This is a genomic window from Wolbachia endosymbiont of Chrysomya megacephala, assembly GCF_008245065.1.
Taxonomy (GTDB): Bacteria; Pseudomonadota; Alphaproteobacteria; order Rickettsiales; family Anaplasmataceae; genus Wolbachia.
In genome coordinates this window covers 782273-797122 of record NZ_CP021120.1, presented here as the reverse complement: position 1 = coordinate 797122, position 14850 = coordinate 782273, and the positions used below count along the sequence as shown (strand labels likewise).

Below are 14850 nucleotides of genomic sequence, written 5' to 3'. Positions count from 1 at the left end.
ATTTTTAGTAAAACTAGCATTGTGATTTATACAATATTGCATAGCAAATGATGTCTATTGGTTATCAATCACTGTCAATTACTTGAGAGCTTATTTCGACTTTCGAAAAAGAGCAATAACACCCATGAGTAAAATTTCACATTACCACTTTTATGTGTTATGATAAGCTTAAATTTATAAAGAAAATAAAATTGAAAGAATTGAGAGAGAACCGGATAGCAAGAACGAGAAAGTTTTTATCTTCACTGTTTTTTTTGCTACTAATTGCGCTATCAATACGTAGTTTTTTATTTGAGCCATTTCATATTCCTTCTTGTTCAATGAAAAGCACTCTACTTGAGGGAGATTATATTTTTACTAGTAAATATTCATATGGTTATAGTAAACACTCTTTTCCATTTTCTCCAAACATCTTTAGCGGTAGAATCTTTTATACCCCTCCGGAGCGTGGTGATATAATAGTTTTCAAGCCTACAAGAAATGACAGCATTAGATTTGTTAAGCGGGTAATAGGAATACCGGGCGATAAAGTGCAAATGATAGAGGGGGAGTTATATTTAAATGATCAGAAAGTAAAACGAAGACAAATTGAAAATTTTTTTGATTATGAGTCAAAGCGTAATATAGCAAGATACATCGAAACACTCCCGAGCGGCAAGGAGCATGAAATTCTAATAGATAATCTTTCTAATAAGTTATCATACAATACTCCAGTTTATTATGTGCCTGATGATCAATTTTTTGTTATGGGAGACAATAGAAATAATTCTTTTGATAGCAGGTTTTCTGAAATTGGGTTAATACCAACTGAAAATATAGTTGGACGCGTAAGCATGGTTGGTTTATCGTTTAAATTAGGCAAAGTTGATTGGTTGCCGTTTGATTTTAGGTTACCTATTGCTCTGAGATTTGACAGGGTACTTCACAAAGTTGTATGAACTCTATCTGTCTGCTGATTCGCATAATTCTAAAGCAGAGTTTTCTAACTCAGAGATAGCATTATTAATGTTGTCTAAGTCATTTTCCTGTAAAGCGTCTTTTGCGTTCTGTAGTAAAATTTTTAACTTTTGCTCAGTAGAAACATTTTCAACTAGATGTATGAGCTTGTTACCGTTAATTTTAGCCTCTGCAAGGGAACGAGCCTTCATGTCTTCATCAAAGTTACTTACTGACTGATTGACCATATCTTGAATATCTTCTTCATTTAAGCCAGAGCTTGAATTTATTTCAACTGTCTGTTCGACTCCAGTAGTTTTTTCTCTTGCAGTGACAGTCAATATTCCATCAATGCTAACTGTAAATCCTATTTCAACTTTTGCAGAACCTGCAGGCAATTGTGGTATACCTTTGAGTTCAAATCGTGCTAGAGATTTATTATCTTTTATCATTTCACGTTCTCCTTGACAAACGTGAATTTTCATTGCTGTTTGCCCGTTAGCGTAAGTTGTAAACTCTTTTATTTCTGAAACTGGTAGTGGTGTATTTCTTGGTATAATTTTTTCAACTATTCCCCCCATAGTTTCTATGCCAAGTGATAAAGGCAGCACATCAAGGAGAATATTCCTATCTTTTGAGTTTGAAGTTAAATAATGAGCCTGCAAAGCTGCCCCATTGGCAACTGCTTTGTCCGGATCCACATCATTCAGCACTTTATTGCCAAAGAGTTTGATTAGTGAATTTTGCACTAATGGCACTCTAGTTGCGCCACCAACTAAAATTACCCCTTTTATATCATCGATTTTAAGATCTATGTTGCTTATAGTACGAGTAACTATATTTATAGTCTTATTAACTAAAGGACTGATTGCTTGCTCGAATTCTTCTTTGGTAATTTTGCACTTAAATAATTCACCATTGATGCTGAATTCAAAAGTGCCAGAGGTATCTTCACTTAGGTACTCTTTTATAGCACGTATATTGCAGATACCAGTTTTAGTGTATGAATGTTGTAATTTGTAGGTAGTTGTATCAGATGGTGCAGTGCTTGACACTGGAATCCAGTTCTTATTATATAACTTTCTGGTGTGTTCACTTGCAATCAAACTTTCTGGATCCCAGTGTCGGAGCACTGGGATGACACTAGAGCATTTTTTATTTAAACCTACCTGTTCTCTATACTTTTCAAGCACGATTAAACTAAGTAGATGATCAAAATCATCACCACCAAGTTTAGTATCACCACCAACTGCAAGAACTTGAAACACTCCTTGATGTAATTTTAATATTGAAATGTCAAATGTTCCACCACCGAGGTCATAAACTGCATATATGCCACTGTTATTGTTCTTTTCAATGGAGTAAGAAAGTGCTGCAGCGGTTGGTTCATTAATGAGGCGAAGAACATCTATGCCAGCTAATTTTGCTGCATATTTGGTTGCGTTACGTGCTGAATCATCAAAATAAGCTGGTACAGTAATCACTGCTTTGTTAACTTTCATCCCTGTGAATTTTTTTACCCTCTTGCATAGAGTTTTTAGTATCTCAGCAGAGATCTCAATAGGAGTGAGATACTTTTCTTCTGAGCATTTTACCCTAATAACTTTTTCACTTTCGTTATCTATTTCACAATTGATACCTTCTTTATGCAAATCTTTAACACTTTTACCCATTAAGCGTTTTATAGAGCAGATAGCGTTTTCGCCAACATCGTAGCCTACTTTTAGTACATCCTTTTCATATGAAATGACAGAAGGTAATAGTTCACGACCTTGCTCATCTTTAAATATTTCTACGTTGCCAGCTTTATTTACCATGGCAATTAAAGAGTTAGTAGTTCCAAGATCTATACCAAAAACTACCTCATTTGAACCTGGTTCAGAAATTTGAACTGGCCGCATTTTCCTTCATCTCCTCAAATAACTTATATAAATATCTCAATCTAAAAACTTGCGTAGCAGCTTCATCAAAATTTTTTGTAGCAAAAGCATTAATTAGGTTTTTAGTACAATCTTTTACCTTTTCATCAATCATCCTACTTGCAAATTGTAAATCATCGCAGTCTAGAAAGTATTCTCTTATTTCCATTGATTCATTTAATATTTCAGGATCAAGATGCTCTTTTTTGCTTTTTACGTCAAAAAGATCCAACAAATGTTCGGCACGCTTTAGCGGTGACTTCAGTACCTGATAAGCTTTGTTGATATTTTCCATATTTTTGGACTCTCTTTCATTTATATCAGTTTTGCTTAGCTCAATATATTTTTTCTCCAGCTCATCAAAGCTGATGTTAAAAGCCGTTTCAATTCCAAACAATGTGAAATGGTTGCTAGACATGAAAACTCTCTCCACAACCACATTTTCCTTTCTCATTAGGATTTTTGAAAATAAAACCTGATGAGAATTTTTCCTCTACATAATCCATTTCAGAGCCAAGGATAAACATGATAGATTTTGGATCGATCAGCACCTTGACTTTTTGATCATCACTGCAGCTTTCTTCAATTACCGACTCCAAAGGACGAACATCATATGCATACTCAATATCATATTTTAAACCAGAGCATCCTTTTTGCTTAATTAGAACTCTTATTCCTATTGCTTCTTCAAGGTTAGCATGCTTCTTTTTGTCCAATAAAAACCTTACCCTCTCTACTGCATTTGCAGTTAGAGTGATAGGTTTTTTAACAGAATTTACTCCTTGAAATTCACTCATATTCCTCAATGTTTTTGTTTATTTTGATAATCATGAATAGCAGCTTTTATAGCATCCTCAGCAAGTACTGAACAGTGTATCTTTACTGGCGGCAAAGACAATTCTTCCACTATTTGAGTATTCTTTATCTTTGTTACATTCTCAATAGTTTTTCCTTTGATCATTTCTGTAAGCAAAGAACTTGAAGCTATAGCAGAACCACAACCAAAAGTTTTAAATTTTGCGTCTTCAATAACACCTTTATCGTTGACCTTTATTTGCAGTTTCATTACATCTCCGCATGATGGTGCACCAACTAAACCAGTACCAACATTTGGATCATTTTTATCCAGAGAGCCAACATTCCTTGGATTTTCGTAATGATCTAAAATTTTCTCATTATAACTCATAGAACTACCCGTAAACCATTACTTACATTATAACATATTTAGGTTAAAAACTAAAGTAAAATACACTAGCAAGCAGTACATTTTACTCACAAAATATATAGGTTACGAGTGTATTTACTTTACAAATACATATAGTGCATGTCATTCTTTATATGGTAATTTTGAAAGGAGTATTTCTTGAGTTTATTCAGTAATCTTTATCAAGGACTATTAAAAACCTCCTCCCGTTTTAGTGATGGAGTAAAAAATATTTTTTCTGGCAAAAAAAAATTAGATCAGTCGCTTTTAGATGATCTGGAAGAGCTGCTGATTAGCATGGATATAGGTCATAAAACTTCTAGATTGCTTATTGATAAGCTCGCAAGTATCAAATTTGAATCAGAAGTTGAGCATAGCGTTATCACACAGCAGTTAATGAGCGAAATAGAGTCGATATTAAACCCTGTAGTGCAGCCGCTCATTTTGAATAAAAAACCACACATAATAATGGTGTGCGGAGTGAATGGTAATGGAAAAACTACAACTATAGGTAAACTTGCCTATAAATATAAGGAAAAAGGGAAATCCGTTATGCTTGTTGCGTGCGACACATTCAGAGCTGCTGCGAGTGAGCAATTAAATATTTGGGCAGAACGTTCTGATTGCTCTATTGTTACTGGAGAGCACGGTAGCGATTCTGCAAGTGTGGCATATAGAGCTGTAAGTCAAGCGATAAAAGATAGCGTTGATGTTGTTTTAATTGATACAGCAGGAAGGCTACAAAACAATGTAAATCTCATGCAAGAGCTGTCAAAAATACATAGAACGATAAAGAAATTGGATGATACTGCTCCTCATGATGTTATTTTAGTTCTTGATGGAACTACTGGCCAAAATGCTTATAGCCAGTTAGAGGCGTTTAGTAAAATGGTTGGTGTTACCGGGTTAATTGTAACAAAGCTAGATGGTACTGCCAAAGGTGGAGTAGTGATTGGGCTTGCAGAAGCTTATAAGGTGAAATTACACGCTATAGGAATTGGTGAAAGTATAGAAGACCTGAGGGAATTTACTGGCAAAGAGTTTGCTGAAGCGCTGTTTAAATGTGATTATAGATAGCTAACATATAAAAATTACTTCCGCATATTTCTAACCTCATTATAATTACAATTAGAGATATTTTAAGAGCTCAAAATCTATCTTCGTCTGCAGACTTTTTAATCAAACTTATTAAAAAATGTATTCTTCAGTGTATATCTGTCGTATGTGCACTGCATTTTTTTTCTAACTCTTTTTTACACAGGAGGATTTTATGTCCAGAATTCCAGATACTTGACCTTTACTTTAGCTAAAAACCAACTGGTACCTATGGTTTTAGAAAGTGTAGGAAATAGAAACGTTTCTGTTTTTTGAGTAATTAAAAACCACTTCAGCTTGTCACTCATGCCTAAAAAGTTACTATATTAATGTAATATTGATACTTGTATACCAACATAAATATATTTTAAAAATTTAAGGAGTATATTATGACAATGTCTACCACAAATTAGTGAGAAATTAGCAGCTAGCGCAAAAAGTCTCTTTGATGAGAGCGAAAAATTATTGCTTATAGCAGAGGAAATACACAATCAAGATTTAATGTATCTTTAATCACAAAAAAGAAGATATTCTACATCTTCTTTTTTTTATACGATTACCTCTATACTTAAAACTAAGTTTTCGTATTCGTTCAGGCAAGGAAAAATAGCAGATAGTGTCATTCCAGTCTGGAATCCAGAAAAAAAAGAAGCCAGTGTCAGCTACTTGAATGACATTATGGAAGCTGGGATAACATCCTTCTCACAAGCAAAATGTTCATGCAGATAATATTTAATTGTGATTGAAGATCTCTTTTAACTCTTTTATATGACCAAGCTTAATTATCTCAATATCATGAGAAGAATAATTGCCATTTTTAGGCATAATCGCTTTTTTAAATCCTAATTTTTGTGCTTCCCTTAGTCTGAGATCAGCATGTGAAACATTCCTAATTTCTCCTGAAAGTGCAACTTCACCGCAGATTATTGAAGAAGTTGGTAGCGGTAAATTTACTAAACTTGAAATAAGAGAAGCAGCAACAGCAAGATCAGCTGATGGTTCCTGTATTTTGAGTCCTCCTGCAATGTTTAGGTATACTTCTTTATCATGCAAAAACATTTTACAACGAGCACTTAGAACCGCGATTATCATAGCTAATCTATTAATATCCCAACCAACTACTGCTCTTCTTGGAGTTGCCATATTAGTCCTTGCTATTAATGCTTGCACTTCCATTAAGATTGGTCTTGAGCCTTCAACTCCTGCAAATACGGCGCTGCCAACTACTTCTCTATCATGTACGGTCAAGAATAATGATGATGGATTATCAACAGGCATGAGTCCTGCTTTAGACATCTCAAAAACACCAATTTCATTTGCAGGGCCAAATCTATTTTTAATAGTACGTAAAATGCGATATTGATTACTATTTTCACCCTCAAAATATAGTACTGTATCTACCATATGCTCCAGGGTTTTAGGTCCCGCTATTTGTCCATCTTTCGTTATATGGCCAACTATTAAGAGAGAAACACCATATTGCTTTGCAAGAACAGTCAATTCATGAGCGCAGGTACGGACTTGAGTTACAGTTCCTGGTGCTGATGTGACTTTGCTATCATACATTGTTTGTATAGAATCAATTATCAAGAACTTAATACTCTTATTTTTTCTTATTGTTGCTACTACATCAGTTAAAGATACTGTAGATAAAAGCTTAATTTTAGGTTCATTTATTTTAAGACGCTTTGCTCTGAGGCTCACTTGCTCTAAAGATTCCTCGCCAGATACATAAAGACATTCAAAAGAGGAAAGTTGTACAACATTAGCTGCAATCCTAAGCAAAAGAGTAGATTTTCCAATTCCAGGTTCACCACCAATTAAAATGCTAGCACCTTGAACGATACCTCCACCAAAAACTCTATCTAACTCTTCTATTCCTGTTAAAAAACGATCGGGGGTAATAATTTCACTATCTGATAACGCTTTTATTGAAATTGGTGCAGATGTACTTCTCGTTTCTGTTTTTAGTACTATTTCTTCGACAACCGTATCCCAACTGTCACATGCAATACACCTTCCTACCCACCTTCCAGTGCTATGACCGCAGAATTGACATACGTATGCAGTTTTCATAAAAGCCAAAATTATAATTATAATAAAAATTAGCTAAATAAGTGAAATAAATTTAAATAGAGAAAATTACCAATCACACTTTTTATCTTGTGGTTTTATTTGCAATATTGCTACTAAGCTGACTAATAAGCAAAAAATTACATAAAGCCCAGCAGCAAAGTCTATTTTAGGAAACATTATAGTAAACCCAGTGCATATCATAGGAGTAAATCCACCATGCAGGGCATAAGAAATGTTACGTGATAAACTCACACCACTAAATCTAACATTAGTAGGAAAAAGCTCAGCAGTAACTATCCCTATAGGATTAATACCCCTCTCGATTATAGAAAGAGCCATAACACTCAACATGATTATAAGATAGCTTTTATAGTAATATGCAATAGATAACATAGGACAACATAATACCATTGTTATCACTATAAATAAGATTGCAGTGCGTTCTCTTCCTGTTTTATCAGCTAAAATTCCAAGCATTATTGAAGATATCGGAATTAATATACTGGTTATAATGAGTACAACCTCGTTGACATACGTTGTTACATAAGTTTCAACAGACACTATTTCTTTTGCAATTGTTCTAAGAAATATGGTAAATCCAACAGCAACATTAACAGGTACAGATATTAAAATGGCAAGTATCAGGGCTCTTTTATAGCGTTTTGTAAGCTCTATTATTGGTAAATTAGGTAAATTTCTTTGTTCTCGATTTTTTTCATACACTGGAGTTTCTCCTAGTGTATATATACTATATGCGCTTATTAATCCTAAAATGGCTGAAAAAATAAACGGCAGCCTCCAACCCCAAGCGTTAAAATCAGTGGTTTTTTTACAGATGATCACTGCAACCACAGAGAGCAATATGCCAATAGAGCGACCAAAACTTATTATTCCAAAAAACATTCCTAGTTTTTTCTTATTAGGTAAATGCTCTATGAGATAAACAGAGCTACCTCCTTGCTCAGCGCCAAGTGCAACCCCTTGTATCAGATGGATTGTAAGAAGCAACATAGTAGAGGTTATTCCTATTTTACTATAACTTGGAATAAACGCAACGAGACTAGAAGGAATTGATATTAGCAAGATAGCAATCGTTAACGCCATTCTCCTTCCATACCTATCACCAATGTGACCAAATACAGATGCACCAAGTGGTCTTACCATTGCACCCATTCCTGCAATTCCAAACAATTGCAATATGCTGTAGTAGATATCTTTTGCATAACAAAATTCTCTACTAATTATATTAACCAGATCAATAAAGAGCATATGGTCATACCATATTGCGATTCTACAGAGTATTGTTGCAATCAATACTCTTGTTTGTTGATTGTACACTTAGTTTAATTTGTAAATGTCTACTTATTTTTATTTTGGCTGCTTTTTAGAACTTTGCAACTCAAGCGTATGGCTTATATGTAAATATTATTAAAATTGGAACTTGCATAACCAGCCAGTCTGGGATCAAATAAAAAAATCTGGTCATCCGCTGGAATGACATGGTGGAATATGTCATTCCAGTACTCCTTTTCTTGTCATCCCAGTGCTCCGACACTGGGATGACACCTCTCTTAAATTACTTTAGCTACAAATATCAAGAAATTTACCAAGTAGAAAAAAGACAAAAGAAACCCCCTATTAGCTAGCTCTAATCCTGAAAATTGGCCTGTCTTAAACAGCCCGTTTCAGCTTATATGGTTAAAAAACTGGAAGTTTTGTAAAGAAATAAGATGCACATAGTGCAAAAAATTAAAAATAAGACGACAACTGCGTTATGCTTTTGTCGTTTAATCTGCACAGACGAAGATAAATAGTATAGCGTTATCCTTATGGTAAGGGAGTTGAAAAAATTTATAAAGCAGGTTCTTTCATTAGTTTTTTTGCGAACATCAAACAATTACTTAGAAAAATTGGAAAGACCATTAAAATATTTTTTTACTTTTTATTCTATATATTTCAACATATTACCTTTAAGTACTAATAATTATGGCATTATTAATAGTTGAGTCGCCAGCAAAGGCAAAGACGATAGGTAAATATTTGAGTAAAGAATTCAAAGTGGCTGCATCTTTTGGCCACGTCAGAGATCTGCCAGCGAAGAATGGTTCTGTTGATCCTGATAATGACTTTGCCATGAAGTATGAGATTATTGAAAAAGCAGAAAAGTATGTAAAAGAGTTAGTCAAGGAAGCTAGTAAAACATCAGATATATACCTTGCAACAGATCCAGACAGAGAAGGGGAAGCAATAGCTTGGAATGTGATAGAGGCACTAAAGGAAAGAAAAGCAATCAATGATGAAAGTAACATTCATAGAGTAGTCTTTAACGAAATAACAAAAAGAGCAGTGCAAGAAGCTATAAAAAATCCACGTGAAATTAATATGGACTTAGTGCGTGCACAGCAAGCACGCAGAGCTTTGGATTATCTAGTTGGATTTAGCTTGTCACCGCTGCTGTGGACAAAATTGTCGGGAAGCAAATCTGCAGGGCGAGTGCAGTCTGTTGCATTAAAGCTTATATGCGAACGAGAAGATGAAATTAGTAAATTTATAACACAGGAGTATTGGAGCATAAAGGCAGAAATGCAAAATAGCAAAGATGAGGCTTTTTTTGCTATGCTAAGCCACTATGACAATAAAAAGCTAGAAAAATTTGATATTAAGAATGAAGAAGAGGCAAAGAACTTAGTCAGGGAGATCGAGTCAAGGCAGTATGCTGTAAGCACAGTAGAACGCAAGCAAGTTAAGAGAAACCCGCTTCCTCCATTTATCACCTCAAGTCTTCAGCAAGATGCAGTGAATAAACTGTATTTTAATGTGAAAAATGTTATGCGAGTAGCGCAAAATTTATATGAAGGTATCAATATTGGTGGTGAAACCGTAGGGTTGATAACTTACATGCGTACAGATGGGTTTCATATTGCAGATGAGGCTATAAACTCAATCAGGGGATCAATTAAGTCATTATATGGTGATAAATATTTACCGCAGTCTCCTCGTAAATATGTAAAAAAGGTCAAAAATGCTCAAGAAGCACATGAAGCAATCCGGCCAACTGATATTAATAGAACACCGGGTAGTATTAAGGATTACTTAACGCCAGAGCAATTTAAATTATACGATTTAATCTGGAAAAGAACCATCGCAAGTCAAATGGAATCGGCGATTCTTGATCAAGTGGTAGTTGAAATTAGTTCTATTGACCAGAAAGTGATTCTGCGAGCAAGTGGATCAAGTATATTCTTTGATGGTTTTTATAAAGTTTATCAAGATAACATAGAAGCCGAAAATGAAGGCCTGCTACCTGCCATGAAGGAAGAGGAAGCGTGCAAGTTGATTTCTGTTGATCCGAAACAGCATTTTACTCAACCGCCACCTCGTTATAGTGAAGCGAGTATAGTAAAAAAAATGGAAGAAGTCGGTATAGGTCGCCCATCAACTTATGCAACAATTATTTCGGTATTACAAGATCGTGAATATGTTTCATTGGATAACAAAAGATTTATTCCAAGCAGCCGCGGTAAGATCGTGACTATATTTTTGGAAACTTTTTTTCAGCGTTGTGTAGAGTATGACTTTACAGCACAAATGGAAGAAAGGCTTGATTCAATCTCAAATGGACATGCAGATTGGAAAAAAGAACTAGGCTATTTTTGGGTGCCATTTTTTAATCATGTAAATTCTGTTAAGCAAATGACACATGATGAGATTTTTAGTGGTATTCATGATTTGGTAGTCAATTGGTTTTGCTCAGAGGAAGGAAAGGAAGAAATAGGTAAAAAATGTCCTAATTGCTCTGGTGGTATATTGAAATTAAATTTTGGAAAAGCCGGTGTGTTTCTTGGATGTTCTAACTATCCTGCATGCAATCATACAAAAGAAATTACGGGCAGTAATGACAATTCAGAATATCCAAAAAGTTTGGGTATAGATGATATGACAGGCCAAGAGGTAATGATCAAAAAAGGTCCTTTTGGACTTTATCTGGAGTTTAATAGTGAGTCAGAAAAGAAAAAAAAGATTTCTGTACCAAAAGATATAAATGTTAATGATATTGATCTAAATACCGCCACTCGATTACTTTCCCTGCCGAAAATAATCGGAGAGCACCCTGAAACTGGAAAAGAAGTAAAAATAGGTCTTGGACGATTTGGGTACTATATTCTCTATGATGGTCGATACTTTTCTCTTAAAAAAAGCTCTAAGGAGGTATTAGACACACAATTAAACGAAGCTATACAAATTATTGAGAGCAGCCCACGCAAAGAGCTAAAATCTCTTGGTTTTAATGAAAAGGGAAAAGAAGTTTTTATCTGCAACGGTAGGTACGGATTCTATATAAAATGCGGTAAAACAAACGTTGCGTTGGGCAAGAATGCAGATATTGAAAGTATAGATCTGAAGAAGGCTTTAGAGTTAATTAAGAATAAAAAGTAGACTTCTTGCATAACCATATGCTTTTTATTGTTGTTCCAGCGCTACACGCTGGAACTGAGAAAAAAAGAGCCTGAATTACAAGAAAGAAAATATTCAGATAACGAGAAAGTTGTCACCTGGTTAGCAGCTACAGTCGTGTGACGCAGACGTGCTACCAGGAAAATAGTCTCTATCAGAGTTAAGCTTTGCTTGCAAAATGAAAAGTAAGACCAGCTTCTATACCGTGTGTGTGAAACACTTGATTGCCTATACTGATACTTTCTTTGTGTAACTTCTGGTCCGATGGTTTTTGACTTTTATTCAATTCTAATATCTTTTTTCCATCTGGGTTTACCGGTTGCTTTGCTTTCATTTCTCCTAACACCTCTGCTTCAAAATCAACATTACTACCAAGAACACCAAAACCTCTATATCCGATGTGCATATTTACATCTTCGTTTATACGATAATCAAAGCCAGCTTTCAATTGACCTGCAGGTCTTATTGACGATTTTTCAAACATTGTCATTCTTGTTGCACCGACTCCAACCCCAACATAAGGAGAAAAAGATAAACTATCACTTTTCCAATAATGATAAACATTTGCCATTACAGATGCGTTTTCTACTTGGTCATGATTAATTACAGTTTTATACATATAAGTTTTTTTATTAGCACTCTCACTAACGTCTTTTAGATACGAAACAGTTACTTGATTACTTGATAAACCAATATTATCTACTTTTACAGAAGAGTACATCCCTTCCAATTCAGCTCTATAGCTATTATTGCCTAGTTCTCCTGTGTAACCAAACGTTACATTTGCAGCAAAAGGTGGGTTATAATCTCCTTTATACTTACTTATTAACTGACCTTCTGTTCTCTGAGCGTCTATGTCATTTATAGATACACGGTTATCATCTTTAGCATCTTTGCCTCCAATTTTTGCTTTCAACTTACCCAAGTTGAAATATTGACCGTAATATCCACCACCAAAGTAAAATCCTTCTGTTTCACTTGCAAAAGATTGTTGTGACAACAATAAAGCAAGTGCTGTAACTGCTAATGTTTTTTTACTCATCATGACTATTCCTCTAGTTAAAATAGCTAATCTAGTACTAATTAATTAAAAATGATTTAATATGAAAAAACTAATTATTTTCTAAGCTAAAAAATAGGTAAAATTAACCTCTATCCTCGATTTTATTGCCGTCTAGTTTGTCCTCATCTTCAAATTCATCATCATCGTCAAATTCATCCTTACTGTCTTCATCATCAAACCCATCATCGTCTTCCTCATCATCAAACCCATCACCACCTTCAAACTTATCATCAATATCCTCGTCTTCAAATCCATCTTCAATCTCTGGCTCATCGTATATTGCATCTTCAGTTTTAGCTTCAACAGGATAATCAGCAGCTTCAATAGCATTACTCTCTTCTTCATTACTAATCTTATCTTTGTTAGCAGCAGAAAAGACCTTGTTTGGATCATATGGCTCTTGTGTAGGCACACGTGTTGGTTTAATCAGCCTTCTTGTGAATGTGCTATCACTATAGTACAAAATTTTCTTTGACTTAATTGGATAAGTCGATTCTATCAAAATTATCTGATCATCACGTGGCAGCATAATAATTTCTTGAGGTAAGAGCAATGCTCTCTGTGTTTCAGAGATATGCAATGATCTTGATGCAGGATTCAAGTCTAAAAATTTAGGTTTGTTTAATGATTCTTGTTGTACAGTTTTGTTTCCTATAAGCTGAGATATCAAATTAGCCGTTTCAATATTATTGGCTGCAAAAGTTATTCTATAGGTTGAGTTTGATAAAAAGGAGTTCATTCCTGCTTCTTCATATATTCCTTTAAGCTGTTCAGTATCTTGAACAATTAAAAATAACCTTACTCGATAGCCACGAAAGTATGCGATGCCAGTTTGAAATTGCTCCATTTTTCCAAGTGTTGGAAACTCATCCATTAAAAATAATACGCCGTAAGGCTCGTCATCCGATGGCAATTTTCTACATAAAAACTCAGTTGCCTGTTGGTAAAAAACCTGCATTAAAGGCCTGAGCCTAGTTAAGTTATCAGGAGTTAAACCAACATAAACTGTAGTTTTCTTCTTTTTAAAATCCAAAATATTAAAATCACTTGATGCAGTTGCAGTATCGATCAATGGGTTTGCCCACAATTCAAGCGACGAGTTCATAGTTGACACAACACCTGATCTTTCTTTGTCAGCCTTTTGCAAAAAAGCTGCAATGTTCATATACGCTACCGGATGTATTATTTTACCCATTGTGTCCAAAACTACAGCAAGATTGTAAACTACGTCATCGCTACGCATCGTACGCACAACCTCACCAAAAGATTTAACTTTCTCTGGTGCAGCAAGTAAATATAGTACCACCCCAACAAATAAGCTTCTTGCTTCGTTTTGCCAAAAATCTTGTTCAGGCATGATTAGGTTAGCTATTTTTTGCACATCGTCAACCATCTGTCCAGGTTTTTCACTAATCCATTCCAGTGGATTATAACAATGGCTTACCCCATCTGGCTGCGCTGGGTTCCATACATATACTTTTTGTCCTTGTCGCTCTCGCCAACCACTTGTTATTTCATAGTTTTCTAATTTTATATCATGCACAATTACCGAATCATTCCAAAATAACAAATTAGGAATTACAAAACCAACACCTTTACCAGAGCCTGTAGGTGCAAAGAGCAATGCATGCTGAAACCCATCAGCAATAAAATATCCTCTCTTATCTTTACCAAGCAATAGACCTTTTTTGCTTCTTAATCCCGCTTTTCGTATGTCTTTCTCTGATGCCCACTGTGAATCTCCATGAAGTGATTCTTTCTTTTTAAATGGCCGCCACTCAATTAGTCTTTCTCTCACATTCCACAAAATAATCATCAAAACAATTTGAGGCAGTATAGAAGATACAACTAATTTAATTTTGAGCTCAAAGCTATATAGCTCTGGATGATGCCAACAATATTGTATATGATCAAAAATTGTCGGCCAGAGAGCTTGAGGAAAAGGTGTCAAGCTAGGATTAATTGCTCTAAAATCTACACCATCTGGACCGTCAACAAACAGGTAGAATAATATACCAGACAAATAGAAGCAAAATTCAAGTATGCTAAAAGATACTACACCTCCTATGAGAATATTGCGTAGGTGATTTCCATTACTCATA

General features: G+C 34.9%; 11 protein-coding genes. 3 read left to right on the top strand and 8 right to left on the bottom strand.

The window, feature by feature from the left end; genetic code table 11:
- Positions 1-152 precede the first annotated feature (152 nt).
- Complete coding sequence (gene lepB, locus CAI20_RS03885; protein ID WP_149168827.1) at positions 153-938, top strand: signal peptidase I; 786 nt, start codon at positions 153-155, stop codon at positions 936-938.
- Between the two features lie 3 nt (positions 939-941).
- Here the strand turns inward: lepB and CAI20_RS03880 are convergent, their stop codons facing one another.
- The 4 genes from CAI20_RS03880 to iscU are packed head-to-tail and all read right to left on the bottom strand — an operon-like array spanning position 942 to position 4041.
- The gene (locus tag CAI20_RS03880) at positions 942-2837 is read right to left on the bottom strand and encodes an Hsp70 family protein (protein WP_149168826.1); all 1896 of its coding nucleotides are present in this window, start codon (positions 2835-2837) and stop codon (positions 942-944) included.
- Entirely contained in the window at positions 2815-3273 is a 459-nt protein-coding gene (gene hscB, locus CAI20_RS03875) for a Fe-S protein assembly co-chaperone HscB (protein ID WP_127464246.1), read from the bottom strand. The genes CAI20_RS03880 and hscB overlap by 23 nt, the downstream gene beginning before the upstream one ends.
- Positions 3266-3652: a HesB/IscA family protein gene (locus CAI20_RS03870; RefSeq protein ID WP_006012614.1), complete on the bottom strand. Its 387-nt coding sequence runs from the start codon at positions 3650-3652 to the stop codon at positions 3266-3268. Before CAI20_RS03870 ends, hscB begins: the two co-directional genes overlap by 8 nt.
- 5 nt (positions 3653-3657) lie before the next feature.
- Positions 3658-4041 carry a Fe-S cluster assembly scaffold IscU gene (gene iscU / locus CAI20_RS03865; protein WP_007302620.1) on the bottom strand — a complete coding sequence of 128 codons (384 nt, stop codon included), beginning with the start codon at positions 4039-4041 and terminating at the stop codon, positions 3658-3660.
- A gap of 177 nt (positions 4042-4218) precedes the next feature.
- Between iscU and ftsY the strand changes: the two genes are divergently transcribed.
- Positions 4219-5136, top strand: a complete 918-nt coding sequence (gene ftsY, locus CAI20_RS03860) for a signal recognition particle-docking protein FtsY (protein ID WP_149168825.1) — start codon at positions 4219-4221, stop codon at positions 5134-5136.
- A gap of 750 nt (positions 5137-5886) precedes the next feature.
- Here ftsY and radA read toward each other — a convergent pair.
- Together radA and CAI20_RS03850 are read right to left on the bottom strand one after the other, a co-directional pair.
- On the bottom strand, positions 5887-7230 hold the full coding sequence (gene radA / locus CAI20_RS03855) for a DNA repair protein RadA (protein ID WP_010404970.1): 1344 nt from the start codon (positions 7228-7230) through the stop codon (positions 5887-5889).
- 66 nt (positions 7231-7296) lie between these two features.
- Positions 7297-8568 carry an MFS transporter gene (locus CAI20_RS03850; RefSeq protein WP_149168824.1) on the bottom strand — a complete coding sequence of 424 codons (1272 nt, stop codon included), beginning with the start codon at positions 8566-8568 and terminating at the stop codon, positions 7297-7299.
- Positions 8569-9216: 648 nt separating this feature from the next.
- Here CAI20_RS03850 and topA point away from each other — a divergent pair.
- Positions 9217-11667 carry a type I DNA topoisomerase gene (gene topA, locus CAI20_RS03845; protein WP_019236955.1) on the top strand — a complete coding sequence of 817 codons (2451 nt, stop codon included), beginning with the start codon at positions 9217-9219 and terminating at the stop codon, positions 11665-11667.
- Positions 11668-11845: 178 nt separating this feature from the next.
- On the opposite strand, the gene CAI20_RS03840 is transcribed toward topA, so the two are convergent.
- Complete coding sequence (locus CAI20_RS03840; RefSeq protein WP_149168823.1) at positions 11846-12730, bottom strand: P44/Msp2 family outer membrane protein; 885 nt, start codon at positions 12728-12730, stop codon at positions 11846-11848.
- Positions 12731-12830: 100 nt separating this feature from the next.
- Positions 12831-14849, bottom strand: coding sequence for a type IV secretory system conjugative DNA transfer family protein (locus CAI20_RS03835; RefSeq protein WP_149168822.1), 2019 nt, complete (start codon positions 14847-14849; stop codon positions 12831-12833).
- Position 14850 lies beyond the last annotated feature (1 nt).